General features: G+C 61.9%; 10 protein-coding genes. All 10 read right to left on the bottom strand.

Going from position 1 to position 17,429, the window contains the following annotated elements:
- Positions 1-6 precede the first annotated feature (6 nt).
- Positions 7-2,454: a DUF1592 domain-containing protein gene (locus tag ACILSE_RS15695; protein ID WP_395718359.1), complete on the bottom strand. Its 2,448-nt coding sequence runs from the start codon at positions 2,452-2,454 to the stop codon at positions 7-9.
- 88 nt (positions 2,455-2,542) lie between these two features.
- Entirely contained in the window at positions 2,543-5,857 is a 3,315-nt protein-coding gene (locus ACILSE_RS15690) for a PSD1 and planctomycete cytochrome C domain-containing protein (protein WP_395718358.1), read from the bottom strand.
- An 11-nt stretch (positions 5,858-5,868) separates the two neighbouring features.
- The gene (locus tag ACILSE_RS15685) at positions 5,869-7,329 is read right to left on the bottom strand and encodes a DUF1501 domain-containing protein (protein WP_395718357.1); all 1,461 of its coding nucleotides are present in this window, start codon (positions 7,327-7,329) and stop codon (positions 5,869-5,871) included.
- Between the two features lie 90 nt (positions 7,330-7,419).
- Positions 7,420-8,406, bottom strand: a complete 987-nt coding sequence (locus ACILSE_RS15680) for an SGNH/GDSL hydrolase family protein (protein WP_395718356.1) — start codon at positions 8,404-8,406, stop codon at positions 7,420-7,422.
- Positions 8,403-9,035, bottom strand: a complete 633-nt coding sequence (gene eda, locus ACILSE_RS15675; protein ID WP_395718355.1) for a bifunctional 4-hydroxy-2-oxoglutarate aldolase/2-dehydro-3-deoxy-phosphogluconate aldolase — start codon at positions 9,033-9,035, stop codon at positions 8,403-8,405. Before eda ends, ACILSE_RS15680 begins: the two co-directional genes overlap by 4 nt.
- A gap of 9 nt (positions 9,036-9,044) precedes the next feature.
- Positions 9,045-10,196: a dipeptidase gene (locus ACILSE_RS15670; protein ID WP_395718354.1), complete on the bottom strand. Its 1,152-nt coding sequence runs from the start codon at positions 10,194-10,196 to the stop codon at positions 9,045-9,047.
- 20 nt (positions 10,197-10,216) lie between these two features.
- Positions 10,217-11,590, bottom strand: coding sequence for a gluconate:H+ symporter (locus tag ACILSE_RS15665; RefSeq protein WP_395718353.1), 1,374 nt, complete (start codon positions 11,588-11,590; stop codon positions 10,217-10,219).
- 111 nt (positions 11,591-11,701) lie between these two features.
- Entirely contained in the window at positions 11,702-12,580 is an 879-nt protein-coding gene (locus ACILSE_RS15660) for a hypothetical protein (protein ID WP_395718352.1), read from the bottom strand.
- Between the two features lie 13 nt (positions 12,581-12,593).
- Positions 12,594-12,830 carry a hypothetical protein gene (locus tag ACILSE_RS15655; RefSeq protein ID WP_395718351.1) on the bottom strand — a complete coding sequence of 79 codons (237 nt, stop codon included), beginning with the start codon at positions 12,828-12,830 and terminating at the stop codon, positions 12,594-12,596.
- A 30-nt stretch (positions 12,831-12,860) separates the two neighbouring features.
- Positions 12,861-17,405: a beta strand repeat-containing protein gene (locus ACILSE_RS15650; RefSeq protein WP_395718373.1), complete on the bottom strand. Its 4,545-nt coding sequence runs from the start codon at positions 17,403-17,405 to the stop codon at positions 12,861-12,863.
- Between the last annotated feature and the right edge of the window lie 24 nt (positions 17,406-17,429).

The following is a 17,429-nucleotide window of genomic DNA, read 5'->3' as shown; positions in this document are numbered from 1 at the left end:
GGCGGATTACTTGCTGGTGAAAAGTTCGCTCTGGATCACGCCGTGCAGCAGCGTCCGGAGACCGTAGTGGTTTTTCTTTGCGGAGGCCACGATGGCATCGAGCGCGAGGATGTCGCCGGGCTCGGTGTGATGACCGGTGGAGAAAGTAACGAGCTTCGCGGCGATGCAGCGTGCCACCGCATCCGATTGCCGGAGCGCGAGTTTCTTGAACTCCTTCGGCCCCCCAAAGCGGCTGTCATCGAGCAGACTGCCGCTGGCATCCACGGCGGCACCGATGCGGTATTTCACCTTGCCGCCCTCCACGTTCAGCACCTTCACCTCCGTGCCCGTCTCGGTGGTGCGGTAGGCCTCGCGCCATTGGCCCACGGGGTCGAAGGCTTCGAGCGCAAACCCCGGCGGATCGATCTGGCGGTGGCACGAGGCGCAGGTCTCGCTGTTCTGATGCTTCGCGAGTTGCTCGCGGATGGTCGTCGAGCCGCGCGTGTCGGGTTCGATGGCACCGACGTTCGGCGGCGGCGGCGGTGGCGGGCGTCCGATGATGTTGTCCAGCACCCACGCGCCGCGCAGCACCGGCGAGGTGCGCGAGCCGTTCGCGGTCACTTTCAGCACGCTCGCCTGCGTGAGCACACCGCCGCGCACGCTGTCCGCCGGCAGGGCCGTGCGCCGCATCTGAACGCCGTCCACCGCTGGCAGTCCGTAGAATTCCGCGAGGCGGCTGTTGAGATAGGTGAAATCGGAATCGATGAGCTGCAGCAGGCTGCCATCCGTCTTGAGCAGGTCGGTGAAAAAAAGGCGCGTCTCGGAGGCGATGGATTCGCGCAGCAGTCCGTCCACTTTGGAGCTGTAAACGATCTCGTAATACTCGGGGAAAAGTTCCTTGTCGGGCATCGTGGCATCGAGGTCGCGCAGGTGCAGCCAGTGGTCGAGGAAGTCGTTCACAAACGCCTGCGAGCGCGGCGAGGTCAGCAGGCGTTCCGTCTCGCGGCGCAGCACCTCGGGCTTGCGCAATTCGCCACGGTCAGCCACCGCGCGCAACGCATCGTCGGGCGCGGAACGGGTGAGGAAATACGCCAGCCGCGAGGCCAGCGCGTGATTCGAGAGCGGGCCGGGCTCCTCGACGAGGAACAGAAAATCCGGCGAGCACAGCGCGGTCTGATACGCCTCCAGCATCGCCGACTCGAAGCATTCCTTTTGCTCCCAATGACGCGCCGCGATGGCGAGGTAGGGTGCCACTTCCTCCGCCGTCACGGGACGACGAAATGCACGCGCCAGAAATCCGGTGAGCAGTCGCCGAGCATCGGCCTCGGGATTGCCCGACACAGGCGTGAGCTTTTCGGAGTAGCGCAACGGCTGCAACGGCAGGACGGTGTCCTTCGGCAGTGACTTGAAGGGCTTCAGTTCCACGTCGCCAAACAGTCGCTGATGCCCCACCGGCGGCCACGTGTCCTGGAGCGGGCCCTCCACTTCGATCCACTCGATGCCGAGCGCGAGTCCCTGCGGTGGCGTGCCATCCTTGGCCGCATATTGGCCCAGCTTCCGCTCGCGCCGCGCCTTGTTCAGCAGATACGGCGCGATGATTACCGTGTCGCCCGGACCGAACCAATGCTCGGCCTCGACGACACCCGGCTGGTCCGCCGGTGCATCGAAGTAGCCGAGAAGCTTTTTGCTCCGCGTCGTCTTCATGGCAAACGCCAGACTGCGGCCCTGCGCGTCATGCGTGAAAGCCGACACGCGCAAGCGATAGCGGCCCGGCGAGGCCTTAGTCATCTCGGCAAATTGAAATGACTGGATCGGCACCTCGATGTGCGGCTCGGAGAAAAAATGCAGGCTGCCATCGCGCACATGGATCATCAGCTTGTTGTTCGGGTGGCTGAGCGCTCCGCCCTTCTGCTCCTTCTCATCCGAGAACGTAAACTTCCGCGTCACCACCTCGGGCCGCGCACCGCGCACGAGGGCGGCTTGCAGCGCCGTCTCCGCCGCCTCCATGTAGCGCTGAATGTGGACCGGCGAAATGCTCAACGCCGCGGACGCCGTGTCGAAGCCATCGGCGGTGTCATCCTCCGGCAGCAAGTCCTGCAGCGGCGTGGTGATGCCTAGCAAATCGCGGACGGTGTTCTCATACTCCAGCCGGTTCAGGCGGCGGATGCGCGTGCGCCCATCGCCGCGCCGCGCCTTCGCCTCCGCGGCGAGCGTCACTTTGATCCCCGAGAGAACCTCGGCGACCTGCGATTGCGGTGGACGCGGCTTTTTCGGCGGCGGCATCTCCCCGGCCTCCAGCCTGGAGAGAATGCGGCCCCATTTCTTCGCGGCCTCAGCCGGGTCGAGAGCCGCGAGGTTGTCCATACGGAACTTGCCCTTCTGCGTGTCGGCGTCGTGGCAGTCGTAGCAGTGTGCCTCAAGAAACTCCCGGGGCTTCGTCTCCGGCGATCCCAATGCTGGAAGCCATGCAGGCAAAACCGCAGAGGCGACAACGGTGAAAAGTCTGTTCCGAATATGCGTCATAAAAGGCATGGAAAGTCGGGTCAAACGGTGAACATCCGCCTCACTCCATCACCGCAAACTCAGGCGACAACAAAATGGCCTGGCAAAGCTCTTCCCAGGCGGTGAGGGGCTTTTGAGGGGCTTTCGGATTGGCGAAATCGACGCGTGCGTCCCAGCGTTTGGCCATGCCGGGCATCGCGGGCATGTCGGCGGTGGGCATGGTGATGCTGGGACTCCATTGATAAGGACCGGCGTCTTTGTCGGTCTGGCTGCTGACGATGAAGTCGAGGGTGTCGCCCTTCTTGACTGCTATCTTCGCGAGGTCGGTGCAGAGAGATTGCGCTTTGGCTTTCCATTCGCCGAGTTCGCCGGTGCGACTGCTGATGATGCGGGCGATGACGCCTTCGGTCTTCGCATCGGTGTGGGTGAGTTCGGCGGTGATGTTGATCTCGCCATCGAGTGGGGCGATCCAGCGGCGGATGCTGCTCATGGAGGAGGTGAGGCCAGAATCGCCGCCCATGGCATCGACTTTGACTTCGCTGGGTTTGCCGTCGGTGGTTTTGAGTGTGCCTTTGAAGGCTTTGCCATCGAAGGCCGTGAGGCTGGCGAATTTCGCGGTCTGCTTTGCGGCGGCATCAAAGGTGCCATAGCCGTATTGCCAGTCCTGCGACTCGGGATGCACGAGGTCGTCCTTCGGATACGCGGCGAGGTATTCGTGAGCGCGTTGCATTTCCTTGTCCGTGGGTTCGCGCTGGAAGACGCGGCGGTAGAGTTCTTCGAGGCGGCTGTTATCATCTGGCATCTCTTTGGTGAGCGTGGTGGCGAGATGCTTGGCGCTGTCGGTGAGAAGCGGGCTGTTCATCAAAATGAGCGCACGCGGTGTCAGCGCGGTGCGGCTGCGTTTCGGTGCGCTGAAGTTCGGATCGGGGAAATCAAAGCTGCGGTAGATCGAGGGCAGTGTTTTGCGATCGACGAAGGCATAAACAGTGCGGCGCGTGCTGTCGGCGATCTTCTCGGGCTTGCCGCCGAGATCGGGTTTCAGGCGGCCTGTGACGGCGAGCAGCGCGTCGCGGAAGGGTTCGAGATCAAGCGGACGCATGGGGAAATCGGCACGCTGATAGGCGGCGGTGAGCATGAGGTGCTTGTGCAGCTTTTTGAAGCTCCAGCCGTTCTGCATGAACCATGCGGCGAGGTGATCGAGCAGCGGCTGGTTTGTCGGTTTGTCGCCACGGAAGCCGAAATCGCTCGGCGTGCCGACGATGGCGTCGCCGAAGTGCCAGGCCCACACGCGATTCACGATCACACGAGCGGTGAGTGGGTTGTTTTTACTCGCAATGGCCTGCGCGAGCTGGAGTCGGCCGCTTTTGTCCTTCGGGAAAGGCTCCGGCGCGATGTGATGCAACGCGGTGATGAACTGACGCGGCGCGGCAGGACCTGGGGTGTTGGGATTGCCGCGGATGAAGACTTTGCCGTCATGCATCTTTTCGGCATCGACGAAGGTCATGGCGCGGGCGGGTGCGCCGGGATGATTTTGCAGTTCGGTGAGCGGCTTGGCGGTGTTGCGGCGCAGGCCATTGGCGACATCGCGGTTGGCGAAGAGCCGGTTGCTGAGGAAGTCTTTGCCCGCGAGCACGAAGGGTGAGTTGTCATCAAGGAAGATGGCGCGGAGCTGCTGGCCTTCGGCATCGGGTAGCGGATTGTTTTTCTGCGCGGCGAGGGCGCGGTCGATGCTGGATTTTTCGAGTTCGGCGATGGGAAGGCTGAGTTCGTCGGTGGTGGGAATGCAGAGCACGCGCAGGTGCTCGCGCCAGTTCTCGGCCCACAGCGCATCGACCTCGCTGTCGTAGAGGTGATTGTAGATGTCAGCGATGTCGCGCAGGGATTTGGGCTTGGTTTTGCCGAAGCTGCGGGCGACGGAGGGGATGAGCTTTTTGTCGGCGTTCTTGCCGTAGGCTTCGCAGAGCGCGGGAGCTTTCGCGGCGAACTCGGCCTCGGGCAGCGCGGAAAGTTCGAGCCAGGGGGTGAAGAACTCGGGATGGCCTTTGACCCACTTGTCCCAGTTGGCGATGAAGCGGTTGTGGATGCCGTTGTTGAGCTTGCGCGGATCGAGGATGTCAGGCGTGACCTTTTTGTCTTTGTAACTGTTGGTCAGATTGGAGTCGTGCGCGGCTAGGAGGTGGTCGCCGATACGGGAGCGCAGGGCGCTGAAGCTGCGATCTGCCTCGAAGGCGACGACGCGGATGTATTCGGTGCGGGCGGCTTTGTTTTTCTCGGCGTATTCGCGGACTTGCGGCGTGTCTTCCTGCGGCAGCGCGGGCTGGATTTCGGGCTCTTTGCTGCTCTTGAGGATGGAGTAGAGGCCGTAGTAATCCTTGGTCGTGATCGGTTCCAGTTTGTGATCGTGGCAGCGCGCGCAGCCGATGCTCAGGCCGAGGAGTCCGCGACCCATGACGTCGATGGTGTCGTCGAGCGTGTCATCATCGAGACGGCGGTCTTTACGCCGTCCGAGGCCGAGGAAGCCCATGCCTGCGAGCGTGCGCGTGTCCTTCGCAGTGTCGAGTTGATCAGCGGCGATTTGTTCGAGGATGAAGCGGTCGTAGGGTTTGTCGTCGTTGAACGCCTTGATGACATAGTCGCGATAGGTGAAGCCATTCGGGTAGGTGTCATCGCCGTTGTAAATGGCCCCCATGTTGTCGGCATAGCGTGCCACATCGAGCCAGTGGCGGCCCCAGCGCTCGCCATAGCGCGGGTCGGTGAGGAGTTTGTCGATGAGCTTCTCAAAAGCCTGCGGTGAGTTGTCGGCGGCGAAGGCATTGACCTCCGCATACGTTGGCGCGATGCCAATGAGGTCGAGGTAGGCGCGGCGGATGAGCGTGCGCTTGTCGGCGGATGGTTTGCCCTTCGTGCCAATCAAATCATCAAGCGACGCAGGCTTGGGATCGACCACGGGCTGGAAGGACCAGTGTTTCTTCGAGTCTTCGAGGTGCTGCTCGATCTTGGTTAGTGTGCGAGGGCCGCTGCGGGGATCGTGAGCGCCCGCTTTGATCCATGCCTCAAGGTCAGCGATCTGAGCGTCGCTGAGTTTATTCTTTGGCGGCATTTGGAGGTCTTTGTCCTCCCACTTCACGGCAGCGAGGAGGAGGGACTTGGATGGATCACCCGCGACGAGTGCGGGGCCCGTGTCGCCGCCTTTGAGGGTGGCGTCTTTGGTATCGAGGAGGAGATTGCCTTTCTGTTTCTTGTCCGCGCTGTGGCACTCGTAGCAGTGTTCAACGAGGATGGGGCGGATCTTGGATTCGAAGAGGTCAGCCTCCTGAGCATGGAGACGTGCTCCATTTGCCAGAAATATGGCGAGAATGATGTGTCGGCAGCTCATACAATTTCGATTCATGCCAAAACACCCTTCACCACATGCCCATACACATCGGTCAGCCTGAAATCCCTGCCCGCATACCGATACGTCAGCTTTTCGTGATCAAAGCCCAGCAGATGCAGAATGGTCGCGTGCAGGTCATGCACATCGACTTTGTCATGCACGGCCAGGGCACCGAAATCATCCGTCGTTCCATACACGGTGCCCGGCTTTGAGCCGCCGCCGGCCATCCACATGGTGAAGCCACCGGCGTTGTGATCGCGACCGATGCCTTTCTTCTTCGCCACGTCGTTGTTATCGCTCGTCGGCGTGCGGCCGAACTCGCCGCCCCAGAGGATGAGCGTATCCTTGAGCATGTCACGCTGCTTGAGATCGGTGAGCAGCGCGTGCAGGGGCTGATCAGCGGCAGAGCAGAGTTCGCGATGACGTTCGTCATTCAAATCATGCGTGTCCCAGTTGTTGTGATAAACCTGCACGAAGCGCACGCCACGCTCGACGAGACGCCGTGCGAGCATGAGCTGGCGGCCCATCTCGGTGTCGCCGTAGAGATCGCGAACCGATTTCGGCTCGCGGGTGAGGTCGAAGGCATCCGTGGCCTCGACCTGCATGCGGAAGGCCGTTTCAAAAGCACTCACACGACCTTCGAGCAAGGCATCGCCCGGATGCTTCTGGGCAAAGTCCTCGTGCATCTGGCGCATGAGATCGAGCTGGCGGCGCTGCTCACGCAGGGAGGTGGTGCCGCTGCGGATGTGCTCCAGCATCTTCGTCACCGTCGGGTCCTTCGTTGGGATACCCGTGCCACCGCACCACGCAGGCAGGAAGGCATTGCTCCACTGCTTGTCCCCGCTGCTCGTCGTGCCGTTCGGCGATAGCGAAACGAACCCCGGCAGGTTTTGATTTTCCGTGCCAAGGCCATACACAGTCCACGATCCCACGCTGGGGCGCACGCTGGCGAACTCGCCCGTGTTCATCACGAGCTGCGCTGGCTCATGCACGCTCGTCTTTGTGTGCATGGAGCGGATCACACAGAGGTCGTCGGCATGGGTGGCGAGCTTCGGAAACAGCTCGCTGATCTCCATGCCGCTCTGGCCGTGCTTCGTGAACTTGAAGGGAGAGCGTTGGAGCTTCCCGCTGAGTCGTCCCATGCCGCTCGCAACTTCACCCGCCGCCTTTTGGTAATCCTTCATCACCTCATCGGCCATTTTGCCGTGATACTTCTCCAGCGCGGGCTTCGGATCAAAGGTGTCCACCTGCGAAGGCCCTCCCTCGCAGAAGATGTGGATCACCCGCTTCGCCTTCGGCGCGAAATGCGGCTTCTTGGGTGCCAGCGGGGACAAGGGGGCGGACTCCGCCGCCATGCCGAGTTCCTGCAGCATCGAGGCCAAACCAAGACCGCCGAGGCCGAAGGCACTGCGCGTGAGAAAATCACGACGCGTGGAGATGGGGCGGGTGCTGGAGCAGAGACGGGGATTCATGGGATTAAAATACGTGTTGGATTGGGGTATCTCACTTCTGGGTTGGAACAATCTCCCTAATGTCTTTTAGTCTAAGACTAAAGGATGCGGTCATGGTTTGAAAAAGGCTATCAGGATGCGGGAGAGCACTTGCTCGCCGAACTCATTGGCGTGCACACGGTCGCGGTAGAAGGCGTGGGGGTGCTGCTGCGATGAGACGAGGTAGTCGGCCCAGGAGCGGGTCATGTCGAGATAGGCACAGCGTTCGTCCGAGGCGAGCTGCCGCAGGGCCTGGCCGTAGGCACCCGTGCCGGAATGGGGAGCGAGAGCGAGCTTGGCAGGATCACGCAGATCCACGCGGCCAAAGACACCGCTGGTGAGGAGGAACTCCACGTCGGGTAGTCCAGCCCGAATTTGCTGAATGACTTCTCGGATGCTGGCGATGTCCTTTTGACTGATGCCACCGATGTGAATGAGGTCGGGCTGGCGCGGGAGGATGTATTTCTGCACACGGCCTTCTTCTTTGAAATGATGGCAGCCACCGCCGCCTCGGATATAGACGGTGAGTTTGATCCGCACCTTCGGGTAGGCCTGCTGGAGCTTGGCTACCCAGCCGCTGCGCACGGTGTCATTGATGATGCTGTCGCCGAGGGCCAGAATGTGCAGGTCTCCGCCTTCGGTGAGGATGCGGCGCGTGCGAGAGAGGTGGTTCCAGGCATTCTCTGGAGGAGTGAAAGTGCCATGGGGTATCTCGGACTCGATGCGGGCGATTTGTTCCAAGGTCCGGCCCGGATAACGCGATGGCGCAGGCACTTCAGCGGGCACCTGGCCGATGGGGGTGCCCGGTTCCAGCGGGGCACTGAAGATGAAGTAATCCACCTCAGACTCCTCATCTCGCATGGGCAGATTAGGTGGGTAGAGAAGTGGCAGCGGGCCTTTACGCGGAAAGGTCTTGGGCGAATCGGCTACCAATGAGCTGTCATCGAGTCCTGGCGTGGGCGCAGCGGTCTGCTCCAAGGCATTGCGTGTGCCGGGGGCAGCGTTTTGAGCAGTGGCAAGCAGCGCCGGGATGAAAAGCAGGGTGAGTAGAGTTTTCATGCGTTGAGGGAAATGCTTTGAGCAGCGGCGTGGCACAACGCGGTGATTTCTGACCATCGTTGCTCGCGCACAAGAGCACGGTCGCAGATCCATGAACCACCGATGGCGGCGACGCTGGGTAGGGCAAGGTAGTCACTCATGTTGTTGGCATTCACCCCGCCGAGCGGGACGAACTGCACGCCGGTATGCGCGTAGGGTCCGGCGAGGGATTGGAGCATGGCGAGGCCGCCCGCAGGCACGGCGGGGAAAAACTTCAGCAGACGGCAATCTAAGGCGAGCGCGGCCTCGACATCGCTGGGTGTCATGACGCCGGGCATGAAAAACAGACCTGCGTCTCTGGCGGCACGAACGACATCCGCATTCAGACCAGGACTCACGCCGAACATGGCTCCGGCAGCGACGGATTCATGCACCTGCTGGGGTGTGAGCACGGTGCCAGCGCCGACGAGCATTTCAGGGCACTCAGCACGGATGGCGCGGATGGCTTCCAGTGCGGCAGGTGTTCGCAGCGTGACCTCGATGATCGGTAGTCCACCCGCGCTCAAGGCTTTGGCCAGAGGAACAGCGTGGGCGGCATCATCAATGATGGCGACGGGGACGATGCGATGTTGTCGGATTTGGTCGTTCATGCAGATGGCTCAGTGGGTGGTGATGACCGGCGCGATTTGAGTGCCAGGGCGAACAGAGGGGGCGGCGGCCTTTTGTTGGAAGGCTTTGAACAGAGCGCAGATGAAGTTTCCACTCATGATGCCCTGCACGTCGGCGGCGTTGTAGCCGCGTTGTTGGAGCAAGGCGGGCAGCTTGGTGAGGTCGGCGATGGTTTCGAGATCGGCCGGGGTTTGCTCGGTGCCAAAGCAGCCGTCGAGATCGGAGCCGATGCCGCAGTGGCGTGCGGTGCCGGTGAGCTGGCAGATGTGGTCCATGTGATCGACCACCGTGTTGAGGGTGACACCGGCGGACTGCGGTGTGGTCTGGCCACGCACCCAGCCTGGAGCGAGCATCCAGGCATCGAATGCGGCACCGATGACGGCATCGCGTTGGGCCAGCGCGAGGATCATATGATCGCTGAGCTGACGATTGTGCGGGACGAGGGCGCGGCAGTTGTGATGGCTGGCCCAGATGGGGCCGTCGTAAAGTTCCAGCGCCTGCCAGAAGGCATCGTCACAAAGATGCGTGGCATCAAGGATCATGCCGAGCTGGGAGGCCTCGCGCAGCAGCGCCTTGCCCTCATCACTGAGTTTGCCGGTGGCATCCGTGCCGTTCACATAGACGCCGGGGCCGTAATGCGCGGGGCCGATGGCACGCAGGCCGCGTGCATGGGCACGATGCAGATGATCGAGCGTGACGAGCGAGTCCGCACCCTCTAGCGAAAGCACATAGCCGATGGGCAGGGCGAGGTGCGAGTCGTCATTCCGGGCGAGGGCTTGCTGCCAGCGGTTGATGTGGTTTTGCAGAGCCACCGCATCGCGGAGTTGCACGAGTTCGCCCGCTTCTTCCATGCACTCATACCAGGCGAGCTGGGCCTGTGTCATGGACCATGCTTGCGGCTGGGAGCGCCAGCCGAGGATGGGGCTGTAGGCATTCCGCTCCACGCGGGCGAGCTGTGTAGCGACACAGAGGCCGATGCCTGCACGACGCATTTCTCCAAAACTCACCACACCGCGCCCACGGTCTGGTTTGTCCTTCAAGTGGGCTTCCTGAGCACGGATTCTGGCGAGTGGCTGCGTCAGATCACGGTTCCATTCAATGGCGTTGAGGGCGAGATCGAGGTGAGCGTCGAGGATGAGCATGGATTGGGGTTCGGTTGAGATTAGGAAGGCAACAAGGCAGCGGCCAGAAGTGTGAGCAGAAGACCAGCGATGCCGATGATGGTTTCGGTGATGGTCCAGGTTTGCAGCGTCTCGCGCACGGTGAGGCCGAGGCTTTCTTTGACGATCCAGAAACCGCCATCATTGAGGTGCGAGAGAAAGAGCGAGCCGAAGCCGATGGCGAGCACCAGCAGCTCACGATTCACAAGGCTGCCAGGAGTGATGAGTGGTGCGATCAGCTCCGCTGCGACGGTGATGGCGACCGTGGCGGAACCCGTCGCCACACGGATGAAAGCCGCCGTAAGCCACGCATACAACAACACGGGCAGATGCGCTTCAGCGGCGAGTCCGCCCAGCACGCGTGCCACGCCGCTCTCCGTCAGCACACGGCCAAAGCCTCCGCCCGCGCCCACAATCAAAAGCATCATGCCCACGCTGGCACCGCTTTGCTCCACACTGCGCATCAGGGCCGCAAGATCACGCCCACAGCGCAATCCCAGCGACCAGAGGCTGAATAGCACGCCGATGAACATGGCGGCGACAGGATGTCCGACACCCGTCAGGCAGCGCCCGACCACGGATGCCTGGGCATGAAGCAGCTCCACCAGCGTGCTGCCGAGCATGTGTAGCACCGGCAGCAGAATGGTGAGCAGCGTGATGCCGAAGCCCGGTAGCACCTGAGACAGCGATTCGTCACTCGACCGCTCGGGTAGCGCGGGCTGCACGGCGATCCTGGCAAAAAACGGTCCTGCCACTGCCGCCGTGGGAATACCGATGAGCAGCGCCCACAACAAGACCTTGCCCGTGTCTGCCTGTAGCGCGGCCACGGCAATCACCGGCCCCGGATGCGGCGGCATGAGGCCGTGCATCACGGAAAGAAAGGCGAGCATGGGAACCGCCAGCGTGAGAAAAGGCCGCCCCGTCTCCCGCGTGAGGCTGACGAGGACGGGCAGCAGCAGATACAGCCCGACGGCGAACCACGTGCTCAAACCGACCGTGATGGCGAGGGCGATGATGCACCAGCCAGCATTGGCTTTGCCAAAGAAACGCGTGAAACGCTGCGCCAGCACCGTGGCACCGCCGGACTCCGCCAGCACACGCCCGAGAATGGCCCCGAGAATCACGAGGGGGGCCACACTGCCGAGTGTCCTACCCAGTCCAGATTGAAACGTCTCCAGCACACCTGGAAACGTCCACGCCACCGTGTTCGAGGTCGGCACCACACACAGCAGCACCGCGCCACCGCCCATGAGCAAAGAAGTCAGCGTCAGCGCGAGAAAGGGATTCCAGCGCCAGCGGGTGACGAGCAGCACCAACATGACCACTGCCATGCCGGCCAGCGCTAGAAGCGATCCGTTCAATACCGCGCCCGTCATGTCAGTCGTGGGTGTTGCAAGAATCGCATCAAGTGCGTGGCTGCGCCAAGCTTGGCGGCGACGCCGTGGAACCCTTTAACCTGCAATGGTGCGATGGGATCATTCATGGACCTAAGACCGTGCAAGCGCGCGCCCAGAAGCAGTGAAATCCTCCAGTTCACGCAGCCCGGAGATGTTCCGACCATCGAGATGAGCTTGCATGGCGAAGACGGCCCGGCGGAAGATGAAACTCTGGTTCGCCCCGCCGCGTGGCATCGCTGTCGTGACGGTTTCACCGAGCAGGAAGCGGCGCAGGCGCATGGCGGGGTGGTCTTGGGTCAGCATCTCGCCAGTGCGCACGCCTTCGAGGAACTCAGCGCATTTGGCAGGGTCGATCTCATGGTAAAGCACGGCGGCGGAGAGGAAGGCGGCTTGGCTGAGGCCGCGCTTAGATTTGTTGTCACCTTTCATCAGAGCGAAGACCGCACGGATGTGCTCTAGGTGGCATTCGAGCGTTTGCTTCACGAGGAAGTCGCTGGGCACCACGCCGCTATCACTGCGCACGAGGCGGCGGGTGAGACAGGTGGCAATCTCCACCTCCTGGCGCTGGAAGGCGTGCCCGGCGAGGAACAGGGCGTCAAAAAGGGTGCGCCTGCGCTGGCGGTCCACTTTCTCCTGACACGCTTTGGGCAGGCCGAGGGTGATGAGCATGGGCACGGCTTGATTGGCGCGCACGATGGCGCTGAGGCGGTGCTGGCCGTCCACGAGCACACCATGGTCGTCGAAGCCAATGCCGCCGGGGGTGAGCCGCCACTCGCCCGCTTTGATTTCAGCAACGTATTTCTGGATCACTTTTTCGGAGATCTTGCGGTTGTGGATGTTTCGCTCCAGCAGGCGCTGGGCCGCAGCGGGAGTGAGCTGGACGGCGATGGTCCGAACACCGGAGATTTCTTCCAGCGAGGACAAGTTAACTGCATGCGACTGGCCATTGAGTTTGAAGGGAGGGTTCAATCGTTTGTGGGGTTTAGGTTAGCGCTCGCTTTATTGACTGTCCGGATCTTCGGTTGCGCGGCAGCAGCAGTGGCTTGGGTGGGTAGAGTTTGGCCAGGGTGTCATCGCGCAGCCAGGTGCTCAGAGAGGCCAAATTGACACCGAGGTGCGCGGCGATGAGACGCTTAGGAACGCCGGTTCGCTGCATGGCGCGGGCCTCGGCGAGAAATGCGGCTTTTTCTGCCGAGGTGTATTTGGGAGGCGGTGGCATGAAGGGAAGGCGCAGGAGGATCTCCACTGTTTAGCATTTTCGGCGGCGGCGCGTTACGAGACCCACGAGGCCGAGCATGAGGAGCACTGCGCGGCCTGGCTCAGGGACGACGACGATGATGCCGCTGGTGGTGAAGCGGCTGAAGTCCCAGGCGAAACCGGAACCGCTAATGTCCGGCAGGTCGAGGTCAGCACCTTCGTCGCCATTGCCGGTGAGGTAGCCGCTGTTGAAGGTGAAGCCCGTGAAGTTTGGGATCACCAAGCTGGCCCAGTCCAGCAGGTTGAAGGCCTGCCCCCTCGCTGGGGTGAAGCTGCTTCCGACGACCTGGAGGCTGCCGGTGGTGGTGAGGAAGTTCAGGTTGTAGCCGCTGCCACTGCCGGGATTGTTAAAGACCAGTCGATCATGACTGCCAGTACCGGAGATGGCATCCACCCAAGCGTTGTAACCCGCTGTGCCGAGGACATTGCCACCATAGGTGGCGTCGGTGATGGTGGGCGTGCTGATGCCGAGGATGATGCTGCCTTGGAGGCTGCTGGTGCTGGCTGATGCCGTGGCAGGGGTGAAAGTGAGGGTGCCGTGGCTGCTGTCTGCCACGCTATCTCCAGGGCGAATGGTGGAGCCGCTATCAGCCGTGAAAGTGGTGCCTTGAATGACGCCGCTGCCTAGGATGGTGCTGCCGCTCTGGACGGTGACGGCTCCAGTGCCGGCGCGTCCGTTGCCGTTGCTGCCGACTTGCAAACTGCCACCGCTGACGGTGGTGGTACCGGTGTAGGTGTTCGTGCCGGTGAGGGTCAGGGTGCCTGAGCCAGCTTTCGTGATGCTGCCGCCGGTGCCGGAGATGACGCCAGCGAAAGTGGTGCTGGTAGTGTCGCCGCCGACATTGAGGTTCTTGGCTCCCAGGATGACGGATGAACCACTTACTCCGGCGAGAGAACCCACAGTCTCGCTACCAGCGGTGATTCCTGAGATTTGGAAGACTGCGCTGCTGCCGGTGACATTTACCGCGCTGATGTCGGCCAGCGCTCCCGAGCTGCTGAGTTCCAGGGTGCCAGCGCTGACGGTGGTGGTGCCGCTGTAGTTGTTAGCCGCCGTGAGAGCGAGCGTGCCCGCACCGATTTTTGTCAGGCCGCCCGTTCCACTCATCACGCCCGTGAACCGACCGTCCACGTTCGTGCTGCTGGTGCCGTTGGCCACTTCGATGAAGCGCTGGCGGTTGCCGAGGTTGATGGCATTGGCAAATTCCAGGGTGTGCGTGGAGGTGGCGGAGCCGAGCCTGAAGATGGCATCGTAATCGGCTGTGCCAGAGCTGTCGGTGAGAAAGTTGCTGGCTCCCCAAGTGAGAGCGGTGGGGCTGGCCACACCACCGAGGGCGACCACACGGTCCGCTCCATGAGCACTGAAGCCACCATCGCCGAGGATGGAGACGTTATTGACGGATGTGCCGACTGCGCGTGTAAGATCGCCTGCGTTGCCGGTTTCCAGATCCGCACCGATCTCAAAGATGCCTCCTCCATAGATGCGCAGCACGTTGGTGTTGTAGGTCATGGCTTGATTGAAGCGCAGCGTGCCTTCCGTGACATACACATCCCCAGGATTGTTGGATTTAGAATAGACCACCAAGCCGGGCCCGTTTTTGACGATGGCAATCCCTGAATTATTCATATTCATGGTGGTCGTGCCGGTACCGTAGTTGGCGATGTTGTAACTGGTGCCGAAGGTCACAACGCCGGTGGTGGAGGTGATCGTGGCGTCGTTGTTTCCAGTGACGAGAATGCTACGTCCGGAGGCGTTCGGGGTGAGGTTCAGGGCTCCCATGCTGAGGGTTACGGCTCCACCCGAGGTGCTTATGTCAAGGGTTTGGAAATTGAGCGCCGCCGTGCGGGTGAGATCGGCGCTGAGTTTGTAGTTCGTCGTGTTCGTCGTCGCAGTGCCAGCGTCCAGCGTTGTCGCGCTGGTATAGCGGACGATGTTGTTTGAGCCATCCTGCGTGGCAAAGCCGATGCCGGTGGCGTCCTGCACATACAGATTCGCCCGCTTGCTGCCTGCGGTGGTGGTGCCGAGTAGGACGAGGTTGTTGATAACGGCGACGGTGCTGCCAGAGTCCGTGGTGGAGAAAGCACTGGTGGTCTTGAGTGTGTTGGTGCCCGATGCGGAAAGGTCCACAAGCACTGGATTGGTGTTGCCACCTGAAGTCCAAGCCCCGGTCGTAAGGGTCGCGCCGCCCTCCACCCGGATCCCGCTGCGGGAGTAGAGCACCGTGGTGACAGTGCCGATGGTGTCGGTGGTGCTGCCGCTGCCTTTGAACGTGATGCGCCCGCCATTGAGGCTGAGGTTGCCGGAGGTGATGTAGGGGTCCGCCGAGGCGTAGTCGAAGAGCAGAGTGCCACCGGAGGCGATGGTTGCCCCTGTGTAGCTGTTGGCTCCAGTGAGCGTGAGCGTGCCGGTGCCAACCTTGCGGAGCGTGCCGGGGCCGGCCCCCGCGCCGCTGATGATGCCCGCGTAGGTCGTGCTGGTGTGGTTCCCACCCACGATCAAACCTCCGCTCGTGCCTCCCGTGGTGATGTTTCCACCGGTGGTCCCACCACCGGCGATGGAGCCAATGACGCGGATCTGATTTCCCAGGGCCAAGGTCGCTGTGGTCTCATTGGCGATCGTGATGGGGGCATTGATTCCGAGCGACGATACCGAACTCGTCCCGCTGGCCGCCAGCGTGCCGGCCAGGATCTGGATGGGGGCCGAGAAGGTGTTCGCTCCACTGAGCGTCAGGATGGAGGTGGCACTGTTTTGCGTGATGCCGGTGATGGTGCTGCCGATCACGGCACTGATCCCCGCCGCGCCGGAACCCGCACCGGTGTGGGTGATGGCACCCCGGTTGTTCACGCCCAGCGTGGAGATGGTGATGCCTCCCGTGTTGCCGTTCACGACGCTCAAGTCCGTGACATTCGAGCCGATGCCGCCGCTGATGGTGATGCCAAGGAAGTTGGTGGCATTGCTCACCAGCAGTGTGCCGGAGTTGTTGATGGCGTTGGTGGAAAAGATCAGACCGCCGCCATTGGTGGGGTTGATACTAAAGTTGTTATTCCCCGTCACGCCGCCCGTGAGTTCATAGGTGCCGTTGGCGCTATTGGTGGTGACGTTGAGGATGCCGGTGGTGTTTGAAGCGAGGACGATGGGGTTGTTGTAAACATAGAGGCCGCCGACACCCAGCGTGGTGCCCACTCGCAATGTGGCATTGGCATTGCCACCAGCGCTATCACCCAGCGTGATCGTGCCGCTGCCAAAGGCATTGTTTCCGGTGACGCCTGCGGCGGAAAGCGTGCCTGCCCTAATGACCACACCACCGGTGAAGGTGTTCGCGCCATGCAGCAGCAGCTCACCGCTGCCTACCTTGACCAGGCTGCCTCCGGTTCCTGTGATCGTGCCGCCAAACACGGTGTTTGTGGAATTCCCGACGGTCAGCGTCCTGCTGCCCAGCGCCACGGTGCCGCCACTGGTGCCAAAGGTGACCTGTCCAGCCGTGCCCTGCCCGCCTCCGCCTGCAAGGGAGCCGATGGTGAGATCGAAGCCGTTGAGATCGAGGATGGCGTTGGAGTTATCAGCGAGGCTCACCGCAGCGCTCGTGCCCAAGGCCTGGGCGTGCCCCACCTTCACCGTGCCACCGGTGATGTAAGTCCCGCCTGTGTAAGTGTTCTCGCCATTGAGGATCGTCGTGCCAGGTCCGGCGAGCGTCAGGTTCGTGGGATCGACACCGTTATCCGCAATGGCCGAGTTGATGGTGAGCTGTGTGCCGAAATTGATGAACTGAAGCGCATCCGCCGTGGTGCTCGATCGAAGCGTGCCGCCCGTGATCGTGGAGGTGGAACCTGGGGTGACGAGCACGCCACCAGTCGAGACGATGTTGTTGGTGCCTTGCAGCGTCAGTGTGTGATTGCCATTGAAACGCAGCGTATTGACGGTGAAGTCCGCCGCGGGCGCGTCTCCATCGGTGACATCCATGTTGCGGGTCGATGTATAGTTCGCGTTGCCCGTGCTGTAGCTGCCGCCTGCATCCGTGAAGGCCACGAGGTTCTGTGTGCCAGAACCGGTGCGGCCCGCCCACGTCGTGCCGCCGATGGTGGCGTAGGCAACATTGGAGCTATTGGTGAAGACATTGTTGCTCACGTTGGTGGTCGAGGTGCGCACGCCGTTGGTCGCGGACTGCGTGCCCGTGGGTAGCGTGATATTCAGTGTGCTCCCCACATTGCGGGTGATCGCTCCCATATTAAGCAGCAGCGGATTGGCGGTGACATTCGCGGTCAGGCTGAGCGCGGAGGCATTGCCCGCCGTGAGCGTGGTGGAGGCAAAGGTTTGGCTGTTCGTCGTCGAAGCCTTGCCGATGAGACTGAGCGTACCGCCGGCCAAATTCAGCCCAGAGCTGGACGAGATGATGTTCGTCGCCGGAGCGGTGGCACCGGAGAAGTCGAGGGCGAGAGTGCCGAGGTTGATGCGTGTGCTGCCGGTGTAAGTGTTCGTGCCGGTAAGCGTCTGTGTTCCCGTGCCCGTCTTAATGATGGCACCCGTCCCGCCGCTGATCACCCCTGCAAAGGAGGTGTTCGTGTT

It is taken from the genome of Prosthecobacter sp. (assembly GCF_044236155.1).
Lineage (GTDB): Bacteria > Verrucomicrobiota > Verrucomicrobiia > Verrucomicrobiales > Verrucomicrobiaceae > Prosthecobacter.
Note: the sequence above shows the minus strand (reverse complement) of the source record. Positions and strands in the feature narration are given on the sequence as shown.

Excerpts from the sequence above, each read along its gene's own strand:
- ACILSE_RS15665 (WP_395718353.1), bottom strand. The coding sequence starts at position 11,590 with ATGACGGGCGCGGTATTGAACGGATCGCTTCTAGCGCTGGCCGGCATG.
- ACILSE_RS15685 (WP_395718357.1), bottom strand. The coding sequence starts at position 7,329 with ATGAATCCCCGTCTCTGCTCCAGCACCCGCCCCATCTCCACGCGTCGT.
- ACILSE_RS15670 (WP_395718354.1), bottom strand. The coding sequence starts at position 10,196 with ATGCTCATCCTCGACGCTCACCTCGATCTCGCCCTCAACGCCATTGAA.
- ACILSE_RS15655 (WP_395718351.1), bottom strand. The coding sequence starts at position 12,830 with ATGCCACCGCCTCCCAAATACACCTCGGCAGAAAAAGCCGCATTTCTC.
- ACILSE_RS15680 (WP_395718356.1), bottom strand. The coding sequence starts at position 8,406 with ATGAAAACTCTACTCACCCTGCTTTTCATCCCGGCGCTGCTTGCCACT.
- ACILSE_RS15690 (WP_395718358.1), bottom strand. The coding sequence starts at position 5,857 with ATGAGCTGCCGACACATCATTCTCGCCATATTTCTGGCAAATGGAGCA.
- eda (WP_395718355.1), bottom strand. The coding sequence starts at position 9,035 with ATGAACGACCAAATCCGACAACATCGCATCGTCCCCGTCGCCATCATT.